Genomic DNA, 24,705 nt, shown 5'->3' on the forward strand with positions numbered 1-24,705 from the left:
TAAATTCACGGAACGGACTTTATTCAGGCTTTCGAAAGACGTAGCTTCCCCCGATCCCGGTGGAGCGCCCTTGGCGTTGTCTCGCCGGGGCGTTGTTCTGGGAGGGCAACATGAGGGAGACCACTGCCAGGGGCCGCCGCATGGCGCCTCTGATCCTTTCGATCGGTTTCGCCGTCGCCGGTCCGGCGGCGAGCGCGCAGGCGATGGCCGATTTCACCGGCAAGACGATCACCTGGACGGTTCCCTTTCCGCCAGGAGGTGGCTCGGGTGTCATCGCCCAGTTCCTGTCTCCGCTGCTGACCAAATATCTGCCGGGCCATCCCGATGTCGATATCGACTATGAGCCGGGCAGCGGCTCGATCAAGGGGACGAACCAGTTTGCCGCCCGCGCAAAGCCCAACGGCCTCAACCTGCTGATCACCACCGCCTCCACCCAGTTTGCCTATCTGCTCGGCGATCCCCGGGTCCGCTACGATTACAAGGACTGGCGCATCCTGATGGCGATGCCGACCAACGGGGTCGTCTATGCTGCGCCGGATCTTGGCGTCACTTCCGCCAATCTCGCCGATCTGGCGAAGCACAGGCTGACCTTTGGCAATCTCGGCGCCACCTCGCTCGATCTCGTGCCCTTGCTCGGGTTCAGGCTGCTCGGGCTGAATGTCCAGCACGTGTTCGGCTACAAGGGAAGGGCCGACACGCGGCTGGCCTTTTCCCACGGGGATGTCGACATAGACTACCAGACGACGGCCGCCTATCTCAATGCCACGCCACCCCTGGTCGATGCGCCGGATGCGGTGCCGCTGTTCACCTGGGGCGTAGTCGACGACAAGGGCAATCTTGCCCGCGATCCAACCTTTCCAGACCTGCCGGATTTCGACGAGGTCTATCGGACGATCAAGGGCCATGCGCCTGAGGGCGCGGAATATGAGGCCTATTTCGCCATCTTCGCCGCCGGCTTTCCGGCCCAGAAAATGGTCTTCGTGCCGAAAGACACGCCGGATGACGTGGTCAAGGCCTATGAGGACGCCTTCTCTGCCATCCGGCAGGACCCCGACTATCAGTCGCAGGTGGAATCGATCCTCGGGAACTACAAGCTGGCCGTCGGCCCGGCGGCCGAAACCCTGTTTGCCAAGGGCACGACGATCTCGAAGGAAGGCCGGGCCATGGTGACGAGCATGCTCGCCCGCGAATTCGGGGTGAAGCTCGGCGAATGACCGCCGTGCCGTGCCGACGAAACGGGACTGCGCCAAGGTCGACATCGTGCGGGCGCCGTTATGCTCAGCCGGTCAGCGTGTAGAGATATTCGGTGAGCCAGGTGTCGACGACGCCCTGCGGCACCGGAATGTAGAAGACGGTGGCAAACAGCACCGACAGAGCCAGAGCAAAGACCACCGCGCCGAAAAAGCCCACGATCGGCCGGCCCATTTTCAAAAGCCAGAACGAGATCGTCATCGCAAGGATGGTCGACACGAGAAAACCCGCGATCGGCAAGGCGACGGGATAGCAGACCCACAGTAGGCAGAAGCTCAGGAGCCTGGTCAATTCGGGCCCGCGGGCAGTCGCCAGATGGGCAGCATCCGCGGATGCCACGATCGGCTGGCGCCATATCGCGGTGACCGCGAACGTGCCGAGCGAACCGACGAGCACCAGTACCACCAGCACCATCGGATAGACCATCGCCATGCCGGTGATGTCGAGCGCCTGGTAGCCGAGGATCGCCGCAAAGATTGCAAAGGCGAGATAAGAGATAAGTTTGAAGGCCAGCATGGTTGTGCATCCCTTGGAACAGATTGTTGGCTGTCGACGCGCTTCGTCGCCGAGGCCAAAGCGCGCCGCGATTGCCCTAGCCATGGGCCGGCACGGTCTCGTCTACCTCCAGCGGCGGCTTGCGGCGCAGCAGTCTGAAGGCCACCATGCCGATGGAGACCAGCAGGAAACCATCGGTGATCGGCCTTGCCAGCACGTCGATGACTGAACTGTAGGAGGTCGCGAGCACCACCGCCTGCTGTTCGAACAGCGGCCCGAGGATGATCGCCATGACCACCGGCAGGATCGAGATCCTGAGGGCCTGAAACCAGAGTGCGAAGACGGTGGCGCCAAGCATGACGAACACGTCAAACAGGCTGTTCTCGATCGAATAGGAGCCGAGCAGCGAGAAGACTGCGACGAAGGTGGCGATCACGCTTTTCGGTACCTTCAGCACCGCTGCGCAATAGCGCACGCCGAACAGACCGAAGAACAGCATGAACAGGTTGAGGATCAGAAAGCCCCAGAAGAAGGTATAGACCAGCGCCGTCTGATTGACGAACAGCATCGGCCCCGGCTGCAACCCGTGCAGGGTCAGCGAGCCGATGAACACGGCTGCGGCCCCGCTGCCGGGAATGCCGAGTGAGATCAGCGGGATCAGTGATCCGCCGACATTGGCACTGATCGAGGCTTCCGAGGCGATCAGGCCGGAGATCGAGCCCTCGCCGAACTTCTCGCCGCGGCGGTTGAAGCGTCGCTCGACGGCGTGGGCGATGAAAGGCGTTTCGACAGGTCCAAGCGCCGGCAGGATGCCGAGAAACACGCCGAGCACCGATGAGCGCAGATAGGTGCCGATCCGGTTGCCGAGCGTGCGCACCAGGACGCCGTGGTCGCTGCTGCCTTCGAACGACACCGGTCCCGCCGGATCGCCGCGCAGGCTGTCGAGCGCCAGCACCACCGCCTGGGTCATGCAGAAGAAGCCGATGAGCACGGCCACCATGTTGAAGCCGGACATCAGGTCTGTGACGCCGAAGGTGAAGCGGGGAGTGCCGACCACCGGGTCGAGGCCGATGGTGACGATCAGCAGTCCGACCACGCAGCCGAATAGATTGCCGACCAGCGGGGTTTCCAGCATGACGATGACGATGGTGAAGCTGAAGATCAGGAGCGCGCAATATTCCGGCGATCCGAAGGTCAGCGCCAGCCTGGACAGCACCGGTGTCAGGAACAGGACGGCGATGGCGGAGATCACCCCGCCGACGCCGGAGCTCAGGGCCGCAAGTCCGAGCGCGAAGGGCGCCTTGCCTTGGCGCGCCAGGGCATGACCCTCCCAGCCGGTGACGATCGAGGCCGGCGTGCCCGGAACGTTGAGCAGGATGGCGGAGATGCTGCCACCGAAAATGCCGCCGGCATAGATGCCGCCGAGCATGATCATGCCGTGCTCCGGGCTCATCAGGAATGTCACCGGCACGAAAAGAGCAATGCCGAGCGTCGCGGTCAGGCCGGGGATCGCACCGAAGATGATGCCGATGATCACCCCGATGATCTCGACCGCAAGGCTCCACGGTGCCACCGCGTTCAGAAAGCCTTCGAGCATGATCGTTCTTCCTCCAAATTCATATTCGAGATAAAAAACCCGTGCCGGCGCGTGCGGAACCTCACCGACGCGCGCCGCGTACCGAGCGGGACCGCACCGGTGCGCCGGCGCGGTCGTCACAGATCTATGGGGCGTCGGATTGCGCTATTTGGCGGTCGCGTAATAGTTCTTCACGGCCGTGAACGAGACGTCGTAGCGCTTCTGTTCCTGCTGAGCGGTCAGCGGCATCAATTCTATGCCGACCTTTTCGAAAGCCTCGCGGCTTTCCTTGTCGTGCAGGGCGTCCTGAATGATCGCGCTCAGATAGGCCTTGATGTCGTCCGGAACCTTCGGATTGACGGCGACCAGCCGGTCGGCGCCCCAGATGCCCGATTCCATCTTGATGCCCACATCCTTCATCGTCGGGACATCGGGGATGGCCGAAAGCGGCGTGTTATCGGCAACAGCAAGCGGTATCATGTCGCCCGCATCGACATATTGCGCGACTTCGTCATAGTAGTTGGCAGCGATATCGATATTGCCGCCGAGCAGGGCAATTGCAGCCGGCTTGCCGCCCTGGAACGGGACGATCGTAAACTTTGCGCCGGTTTCCCGCTGGACGATACGGGTTGCGATGTCGAAGGCGCCGTTTGGAATGACGCCGACTTTCAGCTCGCCCGGATGGGCTTTGGCATATTCGATGATCTGCTTGAAATCCATCTTGCCGATTTTTGACTTGGCATTGGAGAGCCAGACCGTCGGGGCGAAGGTAATGCCGGCGATGGGCTGCAGGTCATCCGCGCCGAACGGTGCCTTGCCGCCTTCGACGCTGATTGCCATGGTCGGGTTGGACATCACGTCGATGGTGTATCCGTCGGGCTTGGCCTGCTTGGCCACATAGGCGTTGCCGACAACGCTGCCGCCGCCGGCGCGGTTCTCGACGCGGAACTGGAGATTGGTCATCCGCTGCAACTGGGTTGCCAGCGTTCGCGCCGTCAGATCGACACCGCCACCCGGCGGGTAGGGAACGACGAAATTGATCGGACGCGTCGGATAATGGGCCGGCTTGTCTGCTGCCTGGGCAGCGGCAGCAACGGCAACGCTGGCAAGCGCCGTTGCGCACAGCAATAGAATGGATGTGGATCTGGGCATCTGAGCTCCTCCCGAAGTGACTGGACATGGTCGCCCGGCAAAGCACCGAACATCGTCTCCTCCCGACGACCGTTTTCGCCGCGCAGACTTCGCATCTCCTCAGAAACGTCCGCGCCTCGAATGTCCAATCCCTAGCACCGCCACCTGTCCGAACCCTGTCCGATTGGCTGTCTCATGTTGAATGGCCTTTTCAACCGCTGTCGTCGATATCGGTAACTGATCGCCGATCGGTGTCCGAACCACCGGTTCGCGGCAGCTTTCTGAGCGGCAAACGCCCTGCGGATGCGGTCATGGGCGCAATCTGCGACAGATCCCGTGTGGGCGACAAGGTACGGTCAATCCTCGGCCACGACTTGAGGGGGGCAGGGGAGGCCGCGCTTCGGTTTCGCATTGCCGAAATTCGTCCTTCGATAGATCCGCCTCCGGTCTCAGGGCCGGCTTGCCAGCATGATCGCCTCGGCAACCTCGTCATAGCGGTCCTTCAGTGTCGATGTCGCGACGCGGATATGCGGGTCGGGCAGGGTGGTGAACTTTGCGCCGGGGTGGACCGCGATGTTGCGCGCGGCGAGCGTCACCATGGCGAAGGCTTCATTCTCCACCGGGACCCAGCAGCACAATCCGCCGCCTTGGCCGATATCGATGCCGTGAGCGGCGAGAGCCGTTTCCAGCCGGTCGCGCCGCTGTTGATAGATCTGGCGGCTGCGGTCCAGGAGGTCGCGGGTTTCCGGATCCCGGATCAGATAGGCCGTCGCGGCCTGGAGAACGCGGCTGGTCCAGCCGGCGGAGAAGCTGCGGAAGGACTGGATCTGGTCGGTGATTGCCTGCGTGCTCGACAGCACGGCCAGGCGAAGATCCGGGCCGTGGCTCTTCGAAAAGGACAGCACGTGGATGGTGCGGTCGGGGAAACGGACGCCGAGGCTCTGACGCGGCGCGGGCGAAACGTCACCGACACCGTCGTCCTCGATGATCAGCGCGTCGCTGCCAGACAGCAGGTCGCCAAGGGCCGCAAGCCGCAGGGACGAGACCGTGCGGCCGCAGACGGAATGCAGGCGCGGCTGGAAGAGGAAGGCTGCCGGCCGTTTCTCCAGCGCTGCGGCGAGCGAAGCGGGAAGGGGACCCTCCGCGTCGCATTCGACGGGGACGATGTTGACGCCGCGATCCTCAAGAATGTCGAGCAGACGCATCGCCGTCGGCCGCTCGATGGCGATGGTCGAACCCGGCAGGACCAGCGCATGGATCACCGCATAGATGCCGTTATAGCCACCATTGGTGGTCAGGAAGGCTTCCGCCGCATAAGGCCATTCGGGCCGGATCGCCGCCTCCAGCTCGGGGATGATGCGGCTTCTGGTGTAGCTGTTGAGGCTGCTCGGACTGGCCGCATGGGCAAGCGCCGCATCCAGCCGCGGCAACAGGTCGACATCGGGCACGCCCTGCGACAGATCGAGGACATCGGCACTGTAATTGCCGGCGCTGGCCAGGCGTTCCGGCTTGGCGATGAAGCGGTCGCCGGAGATCCAGGTGCCGTTTCGGCCGCGGCCGGAGAGGATTTTCTGCCGCCGTAGTTCGCTCCAGGCCTCCGATATCGTCGCCGGGCTGACGCCCATCTCGTAGGCAATGTCGCGAATGGATGGCATGCGCGTGCCAACCGGCAGCAGGCCGGAGCGGATCAGGGCGCTGGTTTCGATGGAGATTCCCTGAATGCTCTTATTGCTTATTTTTGCGGCAAACCATCTGGCGTCGATCTCGGTGGTCAATTTTTAATCCCTTTAAATGTTCAATAACGTAATAGCATTTGTCATTTTGAAATTGAACTTTTAGCGTCTGCCTATCACAGTTTATTTCGGATGCCACTGGAAATGCCAATTACCCTTCGTATCGCCGTCCGTGATTGGGACTACATCACCCCGCTCGTGCTTGGAGAGGTCGTATCCGACCGCCTGCAACTGGTTGTCGACCGGGTCGGCACGCTGGTCTCTCATGTCGGCAAGAGCGACTACGACGCTGCCGAAACCTCGTTCAGCCGCTACACCCAGCTGTGCCATGATGGCGACAACTCCATCGTCGGCATTCCGAATTTCATCATGCGCGGTTTTCGCCATCGCTGCATCATCACCCGCAAGGACAGCGATATCCGCACCCTGGCCGATCTGAAGGGCAAGAAGATCGGCGTCACCGGCTGGCGCGACAGTGGCAATACCTGGACGCGGGCGGCGGTGCGCCGCGAGGGCGTCGGCGTCGAGGATGCCTTCTGGTATGCCGGCCGTCTGACCGAGGCCCATCCGATTACCGACCGTCTTGACGGCTTCGGCCGGCCGGGACGCATCGAGGCCTGCCCTAACGAGCGTCCTATGGTCGACCTGCTGGCAGAGGGCTTCCTCGACGCGGTCTTCACCCCGTTCATGCCCAAGGGCTTCTTCGACAAGACCTCGCAATTCCGGCAGGTTCTTCCCGACTACCGGTCCGCAGAAGTTGATTACTTTAGCAGTGTTGGATATGTGCCCGGCATGCATATCATCTCGTTCAAGGCGGCCGTAGTCGACGAACATCCCTGGGTGATGGAGGAGGTGAGCCGGATGATCGACGAGAGCCAGAGCATCTGGCTGGAAAAGCGCGAGAAATATGCCGACACCACGCCCTGGATGATCGATGAGCTGCGCCGCTGCGCGGCCGATCTTGACGCGGACTGGAAGGACAGCGGCATCGCTGCCAATCGCCGGATGATCGAGGATTTCGCCGAAGAGCTCTTCGAGCAGAAGATCATGCCACGGCGCCTGACGGTTGCCGAACTTTTCCCGCGGTTTGCCTGAGGGCATCCGCGAATTCGCCTGCGCGCGAGCATTCGACCAGAAACTGAAAACCAAACTTGAGGGAATGACCGAATGAATATCAAGATGATCGCATCCACCGCCCTGGCCTGCTTCATGGCAGCGGGCGCCGTTCATGCCGAAGATGCGCTTCCGACGCTGAAGAAGGATGACGCGCTGTTTGCCCGGCTGCCGGAAGCCATTCAGAAATCCGGCACGATGATCTCGGTCAACAATGGTTCGTTTCCGCCCTATGAGATCGTCGAAGGCACCAAGATGAGCGGCGCCAGCGCCGATCTGACGGACGCCCTCGGGCAGGTTCTCGGTGTCAAGATCGAACACCAGACCGTCGGCGGCCTTCCGGCCCTGCTGGCCGGCATAAATGCGGGACGCTACCAGTTCGCCTTCGGTCCCGTCGGCGACTTCAAGAGCCGCGAAGAGGCAAACGACTTCGTCGACTGGGTTCAGGAATTCGTGGTCTTTGCCGTCCACAAGGGCAATCCGAAGGGCATCACCTCGCTCGACACGGCCTGCGGTAGCCGTATTGCGGTGATGGCCGGCGGTTCCGCCGAGCGCGTGATCCAGGCCCAGAGCGAGACCTGCAAGACCAACGGCAAGGATCCGGTCGAGGTGCAGTCCTATACCGACCAGCCGAGCTCGATCCTGGCCGTGCGCTCCAAGCGCGCCGACGCCTTCTTCTCGTCGCAGGCGCCACTCACCTATTTCGTCAGCCAGGCCAATGGCCAGCTCGAACTCTCCGGCGTCGGCCAGAAGAACGGGTTCCAGGATCTGTTCCAGGGCGCGGTCGTCCCGAAGGGCTCGCCGCTTGCCGAAGTGCTGAAGGATGGCGTCAAGGAACTGATCGACAACGGCACTTATGCGGTCGTCATGAAGAAGTGGGGCCTTGAGAACAACATGATCAAGGAACCCGGCATCAATCTCGGCGGGGTTCTGCCGAAATGAGTGAAGCGACCACGCTTTCCGCATCGCCTTCGGGCGATGCGGTCGACCGCGATGTCGCCAACGCCCACACACCGTTTCCGGTCGGGCGTCTGGCGCTCTGGCTGATCGTCATCCTGATCGCCCTGGACTTCGCCTGGATCGTCGCCAACAACGAGAACTTCGGTTGGCCGGTCGTGGCGCAGTATTTCTTCGATCCGACGGTGATGCAGGGCCTGACCGTCAGTCTCGGCCTGACCGTGGTCGCCATGGCGATCGGCGTTGCCATCGGTCTGATCCTGGCCATTGCGCGTCTGTCGGGCGATGGCCTGGCGAAGTCGCTCGCCGGTCTCTACATCTGGTTCTTCCGCGGCACACCGCTTTTGGTGCAGCTGATCTTCTGGTACAACATGTCGACGCTGTTCCCGTCGCTGTCGATTGCCATTCCCTTTGGCCCGACGCTCGCCAGCTGGGACACCAATTCCGTCATCACCCCGATGACCGCGGCGATCGCCGGACTTGCGCTCAACGAAGCCGCCTATATGGCCGAAATCATTCGTGCCGGCCTGCTGTCGGTCGAGCGCGGGCAGTCCGAAACGGCCGAAGCCTTCGGCATGACCCGGCTGCGAGCCCTGTGGCGCATCGTCATCCCGCAGGCCATGCGCGCCATCGTCCCGCCGACAGGCAACCAGCTGATCAGCATGATCAAGGCCACCTCTCTGGTCAGCGTGATCGCCATGGCCGACCTGCTCTATTCGGTCCAGTCGATCTACAACCGGACGTTCGAGATCGTGCCGATGCTGATGGTGGCCGTCATCTGGTATCTGTTGATCACCTCCGTGCTGAATATCGGCCAGAGCTATATCGAACGGTACTACAGCCGTGGCGACCGCCGTTCGGGCGCTGGCGCAGTCCAGGCCGCTGCGGCTCCGGCCCTTGCCGAGGAGGCGTCCCACTGATGCAAAGCGCAAGCCCCCAGGCGCCGCTCGTGCGCGCCCGCAATGTCCACAAGTCGTTCGACCAGCTCGAAGTGCTCAAGGGGATCGACCTGGATGTTGCTCCCGGAGAAGTCGTCGTCATCCTCGGTCCCTCCGGTTCCGGCAAGTCGACTTTTCTTCGCTGCATCAATCATCTGGAAAATATCCAGAAGGGATCGATCGAGGTGGCCGGCGAACAGATCGGCTTCAAGCCGAGCAGAGGCCGTCTCGTGCGGCTTTCCAACAATGCGATTGCGCGCCAGCGGCGCAGGATCGGCATGGTGTTCCAGCAGTTCAATCTCTATCCGCACATGACGGTGCTGCAGAACATCATCGAGGCACCGGTCGGCGTCCACGGACGCAACCGGCAGGAGGCGATCGCCGAAGCGAAGGCGCTTCTGGCGCGCGTCGGACTTTCGGACAAGGCTGACAGCTATCCGCGGCAATTGTCCGGTGGCCAGCAGCAGCGCGTGGCGATTGCCCGTGCCCTGGCCATCCAGCCGCAGCTGATCCTGTTCGACGAGCCGACATCTGCGCTCGATCCGGAACTCGTCGGCGAAGTGCTGTCGACGATGAAGGACCTGGCGCAGCAGGGACTGACGATGATCGTCGTGACCCACGAGATCGGCTTTGCCCGCGAGGCGGCGGATCGCGTCGTCTTCATGGACGGCGGACACGTGGTCGAGATGGGCAAGCCCGAAGAGGTCATCGGCAATCCGCAACACCCGCGGACCCAGGCCTTTCTGTCACGCTTCCTCTAGCCAAAGCACTCCCAAGGCGACCGTAGTCGTCCCCAACTGCGCCGGCCTTTGAAGGCAAGGGTCGGCGCATTTTTCTCCCCGGTGCCAACATTTTCGGTTTGATCCCATGCTTCAAGACAATGCATTCGCCCGCCTATCCGATTTCGACGACAAGAAGGCCGAACTGACGGCCATCCGCCGCCATCTGCACGCCCATCCCGAGCTCTCCCATCAGGAGACCGAGACCGCCCGCTTCGTTGCCGACAAGCTGAAGGCCTGGGGCTATGAGGTGACCGAGGGGGTTGGCGGACACGGCGTGGTCGCGCGCCTGAAGGTCGGCGATGGCCGGAAGAGCGTTGCCATCCGCGCCGACATGGATGCGCTGCCGATCCAGGAACAGACCGGCGCCGACTATTCAAGCACGACCTCCGGTGTCATGCATGCCTGCGGGCACGACGGCCACACCACCGTTCTTTTGGGCGCTGCCGAATATCTGGCGCGCACCCGGCGTTTCAACGGCACGCTGACGCTGATCTTCCAGCCGGCCGAGGAAGCCGGTGCCACCTCCGGTGCGCAGAAGATGATCGCCGACGGGTTGTTCGAGCGTTTCCCCTTCGACGCGATCTTCGGCCTGCACAATCATCCGGGTGCCTCGGAAGGCACGATCCTGACGCGGGCCGGCCCGATCATGGCGGCGTCCGACACGATCGAGATCACCATCAAGGGCAAGGGCGGCCACGCGTCGCGTCCGCATCTGACGATCGATCCGATCCTGGTGGCCTGCAATCTCGTCGTTTCGCTGCAGGCGGTCGTCTCCCGCTACATCGATCCGACCCAGACGGCGGTCGTCACCGTCGGCACGATTCATGCCGGGGAAGCGGTCAACGTCATTCCGGAATCCGCCAGGCTTGCGATCACCGTACGCACCTTCGACAAGCAGGTGCGGGACGCGGCCAAGGCCCGGATCATCGCGCTGACCAATGCGATCGCAGAGGGCCATGGTGCCGCCGCCGAGATCCACTTCGATCCCGGCCATCCGGTCGTCACCAATTCCGAGGCCGAGACGGCGTTTGCTCGCACGGTGGCCGAAGAGCTGATCGGGGCGGAAAACGTCTCGACCTGCAGCCTGATCCCGGGCAGCGAGGATTTTGCCTATTTTCTCGAGCACAAGCCCGGGTCCTTCCTGCGTCTGGGCAACGGCGTCAAATCGGCAATCTTGCACAGCGACAAGTATGATTTTGCCGACGACAGCCTGACCGTCGGCGCAGCCCTCTGGGCCCGCCTGGCGGAGCGCTACCTGCACGACTGAGAGCCTTGCGACGTCAATGCTGAAGCCATAGCGAAACCGCCATCTCTCTGCGGCCGACGGCCAAAGGTTTGGGCTTGTGTGTGGAGCCGTTGCGACCCTGCTGCGTCTCGGCGCGCGCCTCTGCCGGGCGCTTGCCGCGCCAGCGGGTGCAAGGCTCTGTCTACATTGAATAGAGGCGGAGAATAATTGCCTTTAGCCGTTCGGACACAGGGGCCGCTGGCGGCGCCTACCGGAAGTTGGAACTGCGCAAAGTTCCATAATGTGTATTACGCGATCCTTTTGTGTAGCGGGGGTGGGTTCAAGGATGAAGTGCGACTTGCGAATGACACCAATGGGTTGTCACTCGCAAGGAGAATGCAATGGAACGTACCTACTCCCACATTGACCTCGATGAACGTCGCAAGATTGCCCGATGGAGAACAGCTGGCTTAAGTGTCGAGGTGATCGCCGAGAAGCTTGGTCGACATCGCTCGACGATCTTTCGAGAGATCAAGCGCAACATGTTCGTCGACAAGCTCGTACCTGATCTCAGTGGCTACTATTGCGTCACAGCGCACGACATGGCTTGCTCGCGACGGGCCAAGCTCCGGAAGCTGGTTCGCTTCGCGAATGTGAGGCAGTCTGTTGTCGACCGGATCAAGCACGGTTGGTCACCACAGCAGATCGCCGGAAGGATGCGTCTGGAGCGGCATCCGATCTCGGTCAGTCACGAAACGATCTACAAGTTCGCATATTCCGCCGACGGACACGCAATCAAGCTTTGGCGTCACCTGCCGGAGCATCGGGTACGACGGCGCCCACGATATGCAAGACGCAAACATGGTCAGAGGTTTAGCCCTGAACTGAACATCCTGCGCCGCCCGGATGTCGTTGCTGATCGCCAGCAGTTCGGTCACTGGGAATGCGACCTGATCCAGTTCCGGAAGAAGTTCGGGAAAGCCAATGTGACCTCGCTGGTCGAGCGGGTCAGCCGGTTCGCGATATTCCTGCGCAACAATGATCGGCAATCTCGGCCAGTTATGGACGGTCTTGTACAAGCGCTACAGATGCTGCCCCACCTCGCCCGCCGATCGATCACGTTCGACCGCGGCACGGAGTTCACAGACTGGCCTTATCTGCAAGCCAGCATTGGCACGCAGACATGGTTCTGCGACCCCCAATCGCCTTGGCAGAAAGGCACGGTCGAGAACACTAACAGACGAGCGCGGAAATGGCTTTCGAGGGAGGTCAATCCCTTATCCGTAAGCGACGCGGATCTTGTCGCGATCTGCAATCAGCTCAATGATACGCCGCGCAAGTGCCTGGGATACAGGACACCGGCAGATGTCTTCCGCAAGAGGCTGCTCGCACAGCTGAGGCATACCGGATAGCTTCGCACTGCCCGCAAGTCGCGCTTCAGCATGAACTCACACCGTACATCATGGCCACAGCTTTGAGCAAAACGGCCCCAGAAATGGCTGGTAGCACAGGCCTCCATCGCGACAATGCACGGCGACGGCTCACCTGTTTTCAGATCCACACACCAGCGCTGACCGTGCGGAAGAGGTTGCCACGAGCAGATGTACGCGGGTCCAGCTCAATACAGGACTGACGGCAGCCAGAGAGCAATCTCCGGGAACAGGAACAACAGCAGTATCAGCGCGAAGGGCGCCAAAAGGAAGGGCAGGATTGCCTTGTAGAGCTGCTTGATCTTGATCTCCGGCGCCTGCGCCTGGATGATGAAAAGGTTCATGCCTACCGGCGGATGGATGAGTCCCAGTTCGACGACGATGACCACGATGATCGCAAACCAGATGGGGCTGTAGCCGAAGCTTGTAACGACCGGCAGGAACACCGGAACAGTGATCAGCACCATTCCGATGCCTTCAAGGAAGCATCCCATCAGGATATAGATCAGGATGATCAGCACCATGACGGCCCAGGGTGCCAGGTCCAGTGCCTGGGCGCCCGACAACAGAAGATCGGGCAACCGCGTCTGGACGACAAAATTGGCAAAGATCGTTGCCGCGATGATGATCGTGAAGAGGACGCAGCTTGTGACGACGCTGACCTTCAGGGCTCGCCCAAGGCTCGCCCAGCTGAGCCGGCGGCCTAGTGCGCCAAGCACGATCGCACCGAACGCACCGACGGCGGCAGCCTCGTTCGGGCTGAATACGCCGGCATAGATTCCGCCGATAGAGCAGATGAACAGCACCAGGAACTGCCAGGGCTCCTTCAGCGCCAGAAGTCTTTCCCCGAAGCTTGCCGAGCGATCGGCAAGGGCGAGGTTCTGCTGCTTGCGCGACAAGAAAAGCGCAACGACGATATAGAGAAGCATCAGCACGATGCCAGGAACGAAGGCCGCAGCAAATAGCTCCGGCAAGGGCTGCTCGGCGATTGCCGCATAGATCACCAGAATGATCGACGGCGGTATCAGGATGCCGAGACTGCCGCCTGCGGCCACGGACGCTGCTGCCAGGCCGTCGTCGTAGCCGGCCTCGCGCATTTCCGGCAGCGAAATCCGGGTCATCGTTGCGGCCGTCGCGACCGATGAGCCGCAGACCGCCCCGAAGGCGCCGGATGCCCCAATCGTCGCGACCGCCAAGCCGCCGGGTATACCCGACAGCACGATCCGCGCGGCCTTGAACAGTTCGGCCGACAGGCGGCTATTGGTCGCGACCTCGCCCATCAGCATGAACAAGGGAATGACCGAAAGGCTGTAATTGGATGCCGTGTCGAAGGCGTTCTGGCCGGTCACGGCTGCGGCAACTGAAAAACGCGACATGATCGTGTTGCCGATGACGCCACACAGCATCAGCGACAGCCAGACCGGCATGCGCAGCATCAGCAAACCGAACAGGCAGAAGACGACGACCAGGCCAAGCACCGAACCGCTCATAATGCGCCCTCCTCGGTGGAGGCCGATGGCAGTCCTTGGCGCAAGTGCCGGAAGGCAAGGACGGCTGCGATCACGCTATTGAAGATTCCGAACAGCGCAAAGGCCCAGATGATCCAGACCGGCAATCCAAGCTCAAGTTTCACATCGCCGTATTCATAGGCCTCGTGTGCCGGCGTCAACATCGACCAGAAGATGAAGCAGAGGACCAGGACGCAGACGAGGGCGGCTACCGCCTTCAACAGGAAAAGGGCGCGTGGCGAAATCATCCCGTCGATCAGATCGATCAGGATGGGCTCGCCCTCGAGGATCACGCTCGGAAGGGCGAAATACACGCTGACAAGCAGGCAGATTTCGACGATGTCGTAGGAGCCGCTGATGGGCGCGTTGAAGACATAGCGCATGAACACGTCAGCAACCGTGATCAGCATCATCGCCGTCAGGGCAGCGATCGGTATGACGAGCAACAGTCTGAAATAGCCTTCGATAAAACCTAGGAACCCGGTGGATCTTGACATCATACGCCTTCTTCCGCAGAACGCTCCGTGCTGCCCAAGCGACAGCACTGAGCCGATTGTTTTACTTGGTATAGGCTTCGAGGAAGGCGCTGCCCGGCTTGCCGGCGCCGTCCACGGCCGACACCGCCTGTTTCACGATCGGTTCGGCGAGGGCCTTGAACGGCGCCAGCTGGTCGTCGGACAAGGTCTGAATCTCCACCTTGTTGTCCAGCATGTACTGGCGTCCGGCCTCCTCGTCTGCATCCCACATCTTGCCGAACGCCTCCGCACGGTCCGCACCGGTCGTCTCGTCGATGATCTTCTGATCCTGCTCGCTCAGACCGTCAAAGACCGACTGGTTCATGACCAGCGCGAAGGTATTGGTTGCAAATCCGGGTTCCAGAGAATGTTTGACGACGGGTCCGAGATTGAACGATTTGGTGGCCTCGTAGGGGAACATCGCGCCATCGATCACGCCTTTCGACAAGGCATCGACCGTTTCTGCCGGTGACACCGACATTGGCGAGGCGCCAAAAGCATCCAGCATCTGCTGGAACACCTTGCCGGCATAACGCACGCGCAGCCCCTTGATGTCGCCCGGCGATGTGATCGTAGTCTTGGTCGTGTGCAGTTTGAGTGGCGACGTGACCGCCATCCAGAGGATCTTCGTGTCGCGGTGTTCCTTGGCCAGAAACTCGGGCGCCAGTTCCGTCAGGCGCCGCGACATGATCGCGCTCGTCTTGCCGCTGGCTGGATAGGTCAGCGGCAGTCCCGCCAGTTCGGTGACTGGAAAACGGCCAGGCGTCGCGCTGTGCAGGACAACCGAGATGTCGGCAACGCCGCTGGTGACCAGCTGATATTGACGGTTGGGCGGGCCCAGCTGCGCTGCCGGATAAATCTCGAGCTTGAGGTCGCCATCGGACTTCTCTTCCAGCTCCTTGCCCCAGGACTCAAGGGCCTTCTGCCAAGCATTGTTCGGCGGCAGGAAGCTCGAGACCTTCAGTGTGGTCTGGGCTGCTGCCGGTGCAAAACTTGCCGCGATCATGACGGCTGCAAGCAGGTTGCGAGTAATGCGTCTGTTCATAAGTTCCTCCCGTTTGACAAACTCCGGACGCTGTCGAAGGCGCCGGAAAGTGGACTGTGTTCAAGCGCGCAGGCCGTGAAAAATGCTGGGTCTGCGATGTCTGGCCTCTCTCCCAAAGGCCACTGATTGCTCTCAGGCTTCCTGCTCAATCGGATTGCGCAACACACCAAGCCTGTCGATTTCCACCTCGACGATGTCGCCCGGTTTCATCCATAGCGGCGGATTGCGCTTGGCACCGACGCCACCCGGAGTGCCGGTCGCGATAACGTCACCGGGTTCAAGCCTGGTAAAGGTCGAGCAATATTCGATGATGTGGGCGATACCGAAAATCATCATCTCGAAGGTCGATTCCTGCACGACCTCGCCATTGAGGCGGGTCTGAATACGCAAAGGCGCCAGATCCCCCAGCTCGTCGGGGGTCATCATCCAGGGGCCGAAAGCACCGGTGTCGGGAAAATTCTTGCCGGGCGTGAACTGTATCGTGTGGCGCTGGAAGTCGCGAACGCTGCCGTCATTGTAGATCGAATAACCGGCAACGTGGGAAAATGCGTCGGCGCGGCTGATATAGCGTCCGGGCTTGCCGATGATGATTGCAAGTTCGCCTTCAAAATCGAGGTCGCTGGAGACGCGCGGCCGCACGATCGGCGCCATATGCCCCGTCTGGCTATTGGCATACCGGGCAAAGATCGTCGGGTTCTCGACCACGCTTCGTCCGGTTTCCTGGCGGTGCATCTCGTAGTTCAGGCCGACGCAGAGGATCTTGTCGGGATTGCCGATGACCGGCATCCACTCCAGTTCCGAAAGAGCGAAGGAGCGGGCGGCAGCCTTGGCTGCGGCGACCCCTTCAAGGCCTGCTGCGACGGCTGATTTTAGGTCGACGTAACGCGACTGGAGGGCTGCGCCCACGTCGAAGAATGTCTCGCCTTCGACGATGCCCCAGGTCTGGCGACCCGCGGTCGCGACTGTCGAAAGTTTCATGGCTGTTGTCTCCTTGCCGGCGAGGATCCTTGCGATCTCTCGATGTTGTTCCTGTGCGTTTTTGCGTGAGCGATTTCGGGCCAATGGCTTTAAAGGCGCCTTCAACCAAGGTGGCGCTGAAGATCACCGAGCTGCGACATCAATTCGGCCGCACTCCTGGCGGTGCCAAAAACATAGTGATCCGGTCGCACGAAAGCGGCCCTGACCCGGTAGCGGTCGAACCAGGCACCCAACACATTGTCTGCCTCCAGCAGCATCCCATCCGGTGCCTGTCCCGCGTCCCCCTGTGCCACTTGATAGACCGAGATGCCGAGCGCCGGATCAAGCCGGGGCACGCCATTGCCGATGTCGCTGCGGCCGTCGAGCACAAGGCGCCACCCCGATCCGGTAAGCTTGTCCATCAGTTGCACCTTGTCGCCGCAGTGGATCGCAGGCTGCGGGAACAGGGTCCCGCGGGCTGGCACATCCGGCCCCGCCAGCATGCCGTCCTGGATCGGCGGCACGATCTCCTGACGGGTGATCACCCTCGGCTCTCCGCCGCCTTCGGCCAGAATGCGCTCGTCTCGCGTTGCCGCCTGCTCTGGATCGCGGATGCAGATCATCTCGCCGATGGCCTTGATCTTGCCGGTCAGCTCCCTGACATGGCGGCTGCGCTCGACCGCGTATGTATCGAGCAGCGTGTCGGGGGACTGGCGTTTCAGCACGCGGTCGATCTTCCAGATCAGGTTGGTCACGTCCCGCAGGCCCTGGCACATGCCTTGTCCGATGAAAGGCGGCTGCTGATGGGCCGCGTCGCCGGCGATGAAGATCCGTCCCTCCCGCCAGCGATCGGCAAGAAGGGCGTGGAAACGATAGGCTGCGGCTCTCCATAGGGTCCCGTCGGCGGGCTGCAGCCAAGGCGACAGCAGTTGCCAGACGTTTTCCGGGTTTTCCATGTCTCGCGGGTTCTCGCCCGGCAGCAGCATGATCTCCCAACGGCGATGGTTCTTTGGGCCGATAATGAAGCTTATCGGCCGCGCGGGGTCGCAGAACTGTGCCGAGGTCTGCGGAAGCTTTTCAAGGGCGCTATCATCGACCTGCACATCGATGACCAGCCAGGGCTCGTCGAAGATCAGGTCCTCCAGCCGCATTCCAGCCAGCTGGCGCACGGTGCTGGAGGCGCCATCGCAGCCAATCAGATAGTCACACGTCACCGTTCGAACCGTGCCGTCTGCCGCCTTGATGTCGGCGATCACCCAATTCTGCTCTTGGCGCGCGGCGATCAGCTCGAGACCCAGAGCGATCTCGACGCAATCGAAGGTTTGCGCATGCTTGCGCAGGATCGCCTCGACCGGCGGCTGGGTGAACACCATGCTCGGGGTGTAGCCGAGCGGATAGGGTTCCGGCACCATGTCGATGCGGCGGATCAACTGGCCCTTCGCGCCGAAGTGCTGGGATGCGGTGAACGGCGCGATAAAGGGCATGACCTCGTCGGCGATCCCCATATTGTCGAAATGTCGGAGAATCTCGTGGTCGATCGCAATGGCGCGCGGCCTGTCGTAGATTTCGGTCAGCCGGTCGATCACCAGTGTGCGATGTCCAAGCCGGCCGAGGATACCGGCGGCCACGGCGCCCGCGGGGCCAAAACCGACAACCAATACCTGGACATGATCTTCAATTCGAGTGTCGTGTAGCACGTCAGTCAGTCCATGTTGAACGCGGATATGTCAGAAAGGAGCGAAAACGATTGCAAGCTGCGCCTGCTTGCACTCTTCGCTCTTCGGGGCAGCTATTCCCCAGTGATCGGTGCGCCCGGGTGGCCAGATCCATTCGTCGGGCCCCCTGAACCGATAGCTGTCATCGACCTGCAGGACTTCCGCCGTATATTCGATCACGACGCCGGTCGGATCGACGAAATAGGCAAAGACATTGTCGCCGGGTCCATGGCGGCCGACGCCCCAGCCGATCGGATAGCCAGCATCCTTCACCTGGCCGGAACCGCGCATGACGGATTCCAGATCGGGCATCAGGAAGGCGATGTGATTGAGCCCGTTTTTGGAGGCCTCTGCCAGGACGACGGAATGGTGATCGTCGTTGCAGCGCAGAAAGGCCATCATTTTCGACCGATCTGTCAGTGCAAGGCCGAGGACCTGCTGGTAGAATGTCGACAATACCTCGATGTCGGCGCTGTTGATGTTCACATGAGCGAGTCTGACCGGCCGGTTGGCAGTGACCGAAGCGGGCTTGGTCAGATCACCATGGACGAATTCGAGCGTGCAGCCCTGCGGCTCACCCACGACGAAGCGCTCTCCGCCGGCCGGGCCATCGGCCGGACCGAGGGGGCGGCGCAAAGAGCAGCCGGCGGCCATAAGTCGCGCGGCCAGGTAATGCAGGGCCTCAGAAGATCTCGTTCGAAAGGTGATCTTGCGCAGTTCGGCTTCTCTTCCTGGCTTTAGTTCCAGCACGAAGAGGTCGCTCCCGGTGCCTGCCAGAAACACCTTGTCGTCCTGGCGCGCGGCGATCTCCAGCCCCCAGACGCGGGTATAAAAGTCGACCGAGCGGCCAATATCAGGCGTGGAGAGTTCAACGCTTCTGAGCGCCGCGACGGAAAATTCAGACATCAGTGCGGCTCCGTTAGGTCGAGGAATTTGGCAGCGTTGACGAATGCCAGCTTGTCACGCAGCCCTTGATCGGCGAAGGCCGCATCGATCCGCGTTAACGGCGCCCGCTCATGGAAATTGAAGGGATAGTCGGTGCCAGCGAGAATGCGGTCCTCTCCAACGATCTCCAGAAGGTGGCGAAGGGTCGGCTCGTCGTAAACAAGCGAATCCAGATAGAGTTTCCGCACCTGCTTGTAGGGGTCCATTTCGATTGTATCGGCCAGCGTCGAAAAGACTTTCCAGCCTTCGCGCAGACGCGGCAGCAGGCTCGCCAGGGTTCCACCCCCATGGCTGAAGGCAATCCGCAGATCGGGTAATTTCAACAACAGGTTCGAGGTGATGCAGGATACGGCGGCGAGCCCTACATCGGTCGGGTAGGCCAGAACCTGCTGCAACTGTGCCGGCCCGACCAGGCGCTCCATGCCGGTGGGGCGCACCGCGTGGACAAAGACCGCTGAACCAAGCCTTTGGGCCTCTTGGAAGAAAGGCAGGAAGCGCGGATCCCCGATCGCACCGCCATTGATGTTGCTGCCGATCTCAATGCCGGCAAAGCCCGGGATTTTCATCAGGCGATGCAATTCTGTCAGCGCCAGATCGATGTCTTGCAGCGGGACGGCGCCAAGGCCGACAAACCGCCTGCTGTTGGCTTCGATGAGTTCGGCAATGACATCATTTGTGTAGCGCAACAATTCTGCAGCGGGCGCTGCGTCCATCCAATAACTGAAGAGTTCGGGCATTGGGGACAGAACCTGAACGCCGATCTGCATGTCTGCCATGTCTTCAAGGCGCCGCTCCGGCAGCCAGCAGGCGTCGCGGAGGGTACGATAGTTTCGCCCATTGACCACAAAGGTGCGATGACAAGCATCAGCTGCAACCATCGACGGCCATGCCGTCGGCAGCGGTCCGCTTAAATAAGCGGGAAGGTCAGCGGGCACCACATGCGTGTGGACGTCGATGCCGCAACAAGCGCAGCCGCGACCGAACATATGCCGATTTGGGGCAGATAGCCTCGTCATGATGTCTCCTCACTCCCAGCTGGATTTAAAATACAAAATAGGGCGTGTAAACACGTAATTTATAAATTTTGAAATTTGTGAGATAATGTGTATAGAAAAATCACGCCAACAACGAGAACAGCATGATTGCCGATGTAACCGAGCGACCAGCAGACAGCCCGTCAACACGGGCAACGGATATTTATGAGCGCCTGAAGGTCGACATCCTGGCGGCGCGGCTGGAACCGGGGCGCAAATTGCAGATGCGGTTTCTGATGGAGCAATACGGAGCGGGACAGACACCATTGCGCGAGGCACTCAATCGCCTCAGTGCGGAAGGCTTAGTCGTCGGCAAGGAGCAGCGTGGCTTCTTCGTTAAGTCGATTGATCTGGAGGAGCTGCGCGAATTGACAAAGACCCGTTGCTGGGTCGAAGGTCTTGCCCTTCGCGAGTCTATCACCAACGCGACGGCAGAATGGGAAGAGGCGCTTTTGGTCGCCCATCATCGCCTCGCCCGCACCCCTCGCTCTCTTGATCCGGAAAAATTCGAGGACAATCCCGACTGGGAGCGGAACCATCGTCGGTTTCACGCCATCCTGATCGGAAATTGCGGCTCCAAATCGCTGGTCGACTTTTGCGAACAACTGGCCGATCGTCTCTATCGCTATCGCGCGCTGTCAATCCGCAAGGCGTTTCGCTCCCGCAAAGTCACGGACGAACATGACAAGATCCTCAATGCGGCTTTGGCGGGCCAGGCCGACAACGCAGTGGCGCTGCTGCAACGTCACTACGAGCGCACTGCTGAAATCATAGAGTCTGATCTTGGAGCCGCACCGTCTAGTGCGAAAGGATGATCCCACACGCTACCGGTAGATCTTCGATATCACGCAGACTGGGTCGAAAACGAATTTGGAAACAAACGGTCTGGGCAATTACTTGAGCCGTGAACCGGTGGCTAAGATAATGGCGACCACGAGCGACTTGGCTCATTCTGCAACATCGCACAACCTGCTACCCGGAGTGTCAGTTTTACGGTGCTCGGCTTAACTATCAAGGCTTTCAGCCCGCCGTGGTCGCTATGCCCGCCGAGGAACAGGCTATGATCCGACACGGCAAGCGCGCCTTAGCGTTTTGCTCAACCATCAAGATCGTGACAGCTTGGTCGCAATGCTGGGTATGACGTGCCGTCGATGCAAACGGTTACGTCCTAGATGCCCTGATACCAAGCCGAAGGAACAAGCGGGCAGCCCTGCGTCTGATACGCGTCAAGTCGGCACGGCAATGCCAGGGCTTCGTCTCCATCCACGGCTAGGTAGCCAATCTCATTCATGTTCACCGCAAATACCTGACACTTCCGGCGCATGGGCGTCGAAAATGCGCGCATTGCGGTTGCAGCCATCAATCCGCAGTGCGGCGAGAACGGCGTGTTCGGGCGCGCGAAGACGACCGCAGATTCTGCCCGGTGTCGGGATGGCCAAGATGGACGGCATCAATGTCGTCGGCGCCGGTAAGGGCATCGCCAATCACGTCAACATGGTGTCGGCCCTTGACTACGCCAGCAAACTGGCGCGCTGAAAACTGACGTCTCTTTTGCCCTTACCCCGTGAAAATAGGTAGTTAAGCTATCGGCCAGATCCGCACATAGAAACACGCTCCTCATGAAGTCCGTTGTGGGCGCCTGAAGACAAGCAGCTTTGAGGTCAGCAATTGCACGGCCTCTTCCCTGTCGTTCTGCGTCTCGCTCTTCAGAATGACGATGCCACGATCGGGCTTGGAGCGAGACGGGCGGATTTCGGTGATTTCACTGAACACCGTCAGCCGGTCGCCTGGCCTCGTCGGCCGCGGCCAGCTGAGCTCGGTGCCGGCGCCAATCAGTCCGCCGGATATGCGTGGGCCATCATCGACAAGGGTGCGCATGGTCATGACTGCGACCTGCCAGCCGCTGGCGGCAAGTCCCTTGAAGAAGCTCTCTTCTGCCGCAACCTCATCCAGATGGAACGGCTGCGGATCATAGTCTGCCGCAAAAGCCTTGATCGAGGCAGCGTCGATAACGAATTCCCGGCTGGTGAAGCGCTGGCCGACGCGAAGGTCTTCGAGATAAAGCGAATCTGTCATGAATATATGCCTTGTAGCAGTAGGATGGCTCTACCTGAGGGCACCACCGGAATGATAGTCGCGCGCCCATGTCTGTATCGACCGGGGCGGGCGCGCGACCAGTGTTTCAGGCGGCTTCCCTTTCGGCAAGGTTTGCCTCGGCGGTGGTGCTCACCACTGCGCCTTCCTCGACCAGCAACGAAATCACCGCCCCGCCGACCAGCGCCCAGAAGGGAGCGCTGATGCCGAACAGCGAGACGTTCGACATCGAGATGATCAGCGCGACGAAGGCGCCGATCTGATAGCCGGACTGCTTATTGAAAGCGGCCTGGAAGGCCATCAGCAGGACGTTAATCATGGCAAGGCCCGCGATAGCACCGATCAGGGCTGCCGGCATCTTCAGGATCAGCGGCACGACAAGCCCGGCAAAGATGCCGAATACGGCAAACAACACACCATTGATGACGGTCGCACCATAGCGCAGGCTGCGATCCTCGCCCGCTTGGTCGGATGAGCAGATGGCCGTCATTGGCCCGGCGATATTGGCGTTGTGGCCACCAAGAAAACCGGCCAGGATGCCGCCAATGCCGGAAATGATAGTCATCGCGTTGATTGGCGGATTGTATTTTTCGGCAATCAGGACGCCGGTCGCCTGCGCGTTTTCGGCGCCGACAACGAGGATGGCGAGCGGCACGGCGATCGCCAGGAAGGCGCCGAAGGTGAAGCTCGGTGCCGTCAGCTGCGGCCGGACGAAGCTGATAGCGGCATCGCCGGTACCGAACGAGCCGGTGGCCCAGACGGCCAGCAGCCCGACGATCAGCGCGGTCAGGACCGGTGGCACCACCTTGACGAAGCGCATGGAGAGGAAGAAAGCAAGGATCGTCAATCCGACGACCAGCGGCATCTTACCGACCGCGGTCACCGCGCCGATGCCGAAGCGGATCAGCGCGCCCGCGATCATCGCCATGACGATCGGCAGCGGCAGCCAGCGCATCACCTTGCCGATCAGCCCTGTGACGCCGAGGATCAGCACAAGAACGCCCGCCATGATGAAGGCGCCGACCGCCTGGTCGAAGCCGAAGGTGGCCAGGCTTCCGGCCACCAGTGCGGCGCCCGGAATGCTGTAGGCGCCGGTGATCGGCATCTTGTAATAAAGTCCCAGTACCAGGCTGATCAGCCCGCCAAGACCATAGATGGCCAGCAGCCAGGCGACCGTCTGACCATTGGTCAGATTGCCGGTGCCGGCAGCGCCGATGACGATCAGCGCCGGCCCGGAGCAGCCGAAGATCGCGGCCACGAGGCCGGCACTTCCCGTCTTGATGTTGATCGCGCCGGCAAGATCACCCAGCGATGCGGCAAAGCCGGGTCCTCTCTCTACGATTTGTCTTCCTTGAGCGTCCATGTCCTATCCTCCCGATGGTGACAATCTTCCGCCCGCGTCCTGCGGACGGACCTCCGAATTGTCCGATTTTGTTGGCTCAGCGACCGGTAAAGGCCGGCTTGCGCTTATCGTGGAAGGCCTCGACGCCTTCCTTAAAGTCCTCCGATTGGCGCAGACGACTGTAGTTCAGGCCCTCCAGCTCGATCGCCGTCGACAGCAGGGCGTCGTCCGTGTCGTTCAGAAGCTTCTTGGCGGTGCGCTGGGCGAGCGGCGAAAAGCCCCGCAGTTCGCGCACGAGGCTGTCCACGGCGGTCTCGAGATCACTGTCGGCGACGCATTCTGTGGCGATGCCCCAGTCGAGCGCTGTCTTTGCCGGAATGCGCTTGGAGCGCATGACGATGTCTTTGGTGCGCGTCACGCCGACGATCTTCTGCAGGCGCGCCGAGCCGCCCGAACCGGGGATCTGGCCGAGCTTCTGTTCCGGCAGTGCGTATTGGCAGGTTTCCGAGACGATGCGGAAATCGCAGGCAAGCGAGATCTCGAAACCGACGCCGAAGGCATAGCCGCGATTGGCGGCGATCACCGGCTTTTCGCAGCGCGCAGGCGCCGCGATATTCCAGGCAAGCTTCGACACATGCTCGGGGCTCGCCTCCATAAAGCCCTTGATATTGCCGCCCGACGAGAAGTTCTCGCCCTCGGCGCGCAGCACGATCACGCGGATCCGGTTGTCTTCGTCGAGCGCCTCGAATACCAGGCGCAGCTGGTCGCGCGCGGCCATCGAGATGACATTGAACGGTGGACGGTCGAGCACGATGTCGGCCCTCTCCTCGGCCATGTCGATGACGACGCCGAAACCGTCGAGATCGGCAAGGCGGGGGTCGGAAAACTGGTAGGTCTCGGTCATGGGAATGGGTTTCCT

General features: G+C 61.2%; 23 protein-coding genes. 9 read left to right on the forward strand and 14 right to left on the reverse strand.

Features of this window, described 5'->3' with window-relative positions; genetic code table 11:
• Positions 1–140: 140 nt before the first annotated feature.
• Positions 141–1,214 (forward strand): Bug family tripartite tricarboxylate transporter substrate binding protein, encoded by a 1,074-nt coding sequence (locus J2Z17_RS03440; RefSeq protein WP_245223847.1) that lies wholly within the window; start codon positions 141–143, stop codon positions 1,212–1,214.
• A 64-nt stretch (positions 1,215–1,278) separates the two neighbouring features.
• On the opposite strand, the gene J2Z17_RS03445 is transcribed toward J2Z17_RS03440, so the two are convergent.
• From J2Z17_RS03445 to J2Z17_RS03460, 4 genes are all read right to left on the reverse strand, one after another.
• Positions 1,279–1,767, reverse strand: a complete 489-nt coding sequence (locus J2Z17_RS03445) for a tripartite tricarboxylate transporter TctB family protein (protein ID WP_209942275.1) — start codon at positions 1,765–1,767, stop codon at positions 1,279–1,281.
• A 76-nt stretch (positions 1,768–1,843) separates the two neighbouring features.
• Entirely contained in the window at positions 1,844–3,343 is a 1,500-nt protein-coding gene (locus J2Z17_RS03450; RefSeq protein WP_209942277.1) for a tripartite tricarboxylate transporter permease, read from the reverse strand.
• Between the two features lie 144 nt (positions 3,344–3,487).
• Positions 3,488–4,474, reverse strand: coding sequence for a tripartite tricarboxylate transporter substrate binding protein (locus J2Z17_RS03455; protein WP_209942279.1), 987 nt, complete (start codon positions 4,472–4,474; stop codon positions 3,488–3,490).
• A gap of 428 nt (positions 4,475–4,902) precedes the next feature.
• Positions 4,903–6,228 carry an aminotransferase-like domain-containing protein gene (locus J2Z17_RS03460; RefSeq protein ID WP_209942281.1) on the reverse strand — a complete coding sequence of 442 codons (1,326 nt, stop codon included), beginning with the start codon at positions 6,226–6,228 and terminating at the stop codon, positions 4,903–4,905.
• A gap of 102 nt (positions 6,229–6,330) precedes the next feature.
• Between J2Z17_RS03460 and J2Z17_RS03465 the strand changes: the two genes are divergently transcribed.
• The 6 genes from J2Z17_RS03465 (at position 6,331) to J2Z17_RS03490 (ending at position 12,613) form a co-directional block, all read left to right on the forward strand.
• Positions 6,331–7,281, forward strand: a complete 951-nt coding sequence (locus J2Z17_RS03465; protein WP_209942283.1) for an ABC transporter substrate-binding protein — start codon at positions 6,331–6,333, stop codon at positions 7,279–7,281.
• A gap of 72 nt (positions 7,282–7,353) precedes the next feature.
• Entirely contained in the window at positions 7,354–8,241 is an 888-nt protein-coding gene (locus J2Z17_RS03470) for an ABC transporter substrate-binding protein (RefSeq protein ID WP_209942285.1), read from the forward strand.
• A complete protein-coding gene (locus J2Z17_RS03475; RefSeq protein ID WP_209942287.1) occupies positions 8,238–9,176 on the forward strand; it encodes an amino acid ABC transporter permease in 939 nt (312 codons plus the stop codon). The genes J2Z17_RS03470 and J2Z17_RS03475 overlap by 4 nt, the downstream gene beginning before the upstream one ends.
• A complete protein-coding gene (locus J2Z17_RS03480) occupies positions 9,176–9,955 on the forward strand; it encodes an amino acid ABC transporter ATP-binding protein (RefSeq protein WP_209942289.1) in 780 nt (259 codons plus the stop codon). Before J2Z17_RS03475 ends, J2Z17_RS03480 begins: the two co-directional genes overlap by 1 nt.
• Positions 9,956–10,061: 106 nt before the next feature.
• Positions 10,062–11,243 carry a M20 aminoacylase family protein gene (locus J2Z17_RS03485; RefSeq protein WP_209942291.1) on the forward strand — a complete coding sequence of 394 codons (1,182 nt, stop codon included), beginning with the start codon at positions 10,062–10,064 and terminating at the stop codon, positions 11,241–11,243.
• Between the two features lie 359 nt (positions 11,244–11,602).
• A complete protein-coding gene (locus tag J2Z17_RS03490) occupies positions 11,603–12,613 on the forward strand; it encodes an IS30 family transposase (RefSeq protein WP_209942293.1) in 1,011 nt (336 codons plus the stop codon).
• Between the two features lie 206 nt (positions 12,614–12,819).
• Here the strand turns inward: J2Z17_RS03490 and J2Z17_RS03495 are convergent, their stop codons facing one another.
• The 7 genes from J2Z17_RS03495 to J2Z17_RS03525 form a co-directional block, all read right to left on the reverse strand.
• Positions 12,820–14,121, reverse strand: a complete 1,302-nt coding sequence (locus tag J2Z17_RS03495) for a TRAP transporter large permease (protein WP_209942295.1) — start codon at positions 14,119–14,121, stop codon at positions 12,820–12,822.
• Positions 14,118–14,585 carry a TRAP transporter small permease gene (locus tag J2Z17_RS03500; RefSeq protein ID WP_209942297.1) on the reverse strand — a complete coding sequence of 156 codons (468 nt, stop codon included), beginning with the start codon at positions 14,583–14,585 and terminating at the stop codon, positions 14,118–14,120. The genes J2Z17_RS03495 and J2Z17_RS03500 overlap by 4 nt, the downstream gene beginning before the upstream one ends.
• A gap of 112 nt (positions 14,586–14,697) precedes the next feature.
• Positions 14,698–15,699, reverse strand: a complete 1,002-nt coding sequence (locus tag J2Z17_RS03505) for a TRAP transporter substrate-binding protein (protein ID WP_209942299.1) — start codon at positions 15,697–15,699, stop codon at positions 14,698–14,700.
• A 132-nt stretch (positions 15,700–15,831) separates the two neighbouring features.
• Positions 15,832–16,677, reverse strand: a complete 846-nt coding sequence (locus tag J2Z17_RS03510; protein ID WP_209942301.1) for a fumarylacetoacetate hydrolase family protein — start codon at positions 16,675–16,677, stop codon at positions 15,832–15,834.
• A gap of 101 nt (positions 16,678–16,778) precedes the next feature.
• Positions 16,779–18,353 carry a bifunctional 3-(3-hydroxy-phenyl)propionate/3-hydroxycinnamic acid hydroxylase gene (locus tag J2Z17_RS03515; protein WP_342454359.1) on the reverse strand — a complete coding sequence of 525 codons (1,575 nt, stop codon included), beginning with the start codon at positions 18,351–18,353 and terminating at the stop codon, positions 16,779–16,781.
• Positions 18,354–18,383: 30 nt separating this feature from the next.
• Positions 18,384–19,277, reverse strand: coding sequence for a VOC family protein (locus J2Z17_RS03520; RefSeq protein ID WP_209942303.1), 894 nt, complete (start codon positions 19,275–19,277; stop codon positions 18,384–18,386).
• The gene (locus J2Z17_RS03525) at positions 19,277–20,332 is read right to left on the reverse strand and encodes an amidohydrolase family protein (protein ID WP_245223849.1); all 1,056 of its coding nucleotides are present in this window, start codon (positions 20,330–20,332) and stop codon (positions 19,277–19,279) included. The genes J2Z17_RS03520 and J2Z17_RS03525 overlap by 1 nt, the downstream gene beginning before the upstream one ends.
• A 122-nt stretch (positions 20,333–20,454) precedes the next feature.
• Here J2Z17_RS03525 and J2Z17_RS03530 point away from each other — a divergent pair, with 122 nt between their 5' ends.
• On the forward strand, positions 20,455–21,165 hold the full coding sequence (locus J2Z17_RS03530; protein ID WP_209942305.1) for a GntR family transcriptional regulator: 711 nt from the start codon (positions 20,455–20,457) through the stop codon (positions 21,163–21,165).
• Between the two features lie 507 nt (positions 21,166–21,672).
• Entirely contained in the window at positions 21,673–21,822 is a 150-nt protein-coding gene (locus tag J2Z17_RS25575; protein ID WP_209942307.1) for a 4-hydroxythreonine-4-phosphate dehydrogenase PdxA, read from the forward strand.
• A gap of 145 nt (positions 21,823–21,967) precedes the next feature.
• Here J2Z17_RS25575 and J2Z17_RS03540 read toward each other — a convergent pair whose 3' ends face one another.
• The 3 genes from J2Z17_RS03540 to J2Z17_RS03550 form a co-directional block, all read right to left on the reverse strand.
• Positions 21,968–22,426: a MaoC family dehydratase gene (locus J2Z17_RS03540; RefSeq protein ID WP_209942309.1), complete on the reverse strand. Its 459-nt coding sequence runs from the start codon at positions 22,424–22,426 to the stop codon at positions 21,968–21,970.
• A gap of 106 nt (positions 22,427–22,532) precedes the next feature.
• Complete coding sequence (locus J2Z17_RS03545; RefSeq protein WP_209942311.1) at positions 22,533–23,807, reverse strand: benzoate/H(+) symporter BenE family transporter; 1,275 nt, start codon at positions 23,805–23,807, stop codon at positions 22,533–22,535.
• Between the two features lie 76 nt (positions 23,808–23,883).
• Positions 23,884–24,690, reverse strand: a complete 807-nt coding sequence (locus J2Z17_RS03550; protein ID WP_209942313.1) for an enoyl-CoA hydratase/isomerase family protein — start codon at positions 24,688–24,690, stop codon at positions 23,884–23,886.
• Positions 24,691–24,705: the final 15 nt, after the last annotated feature.

This window comes from Heterorhizobium halophytocola, from assembly GCF_017873095.1.
Taxonomy (GTDB): domain Bacteria; phylum Pseudomonadota; class Alphaproteobacteria; order Rhizobiales; family Rhizobiaceae; genus Allorhizobium; species Allorhizobium halophytocola.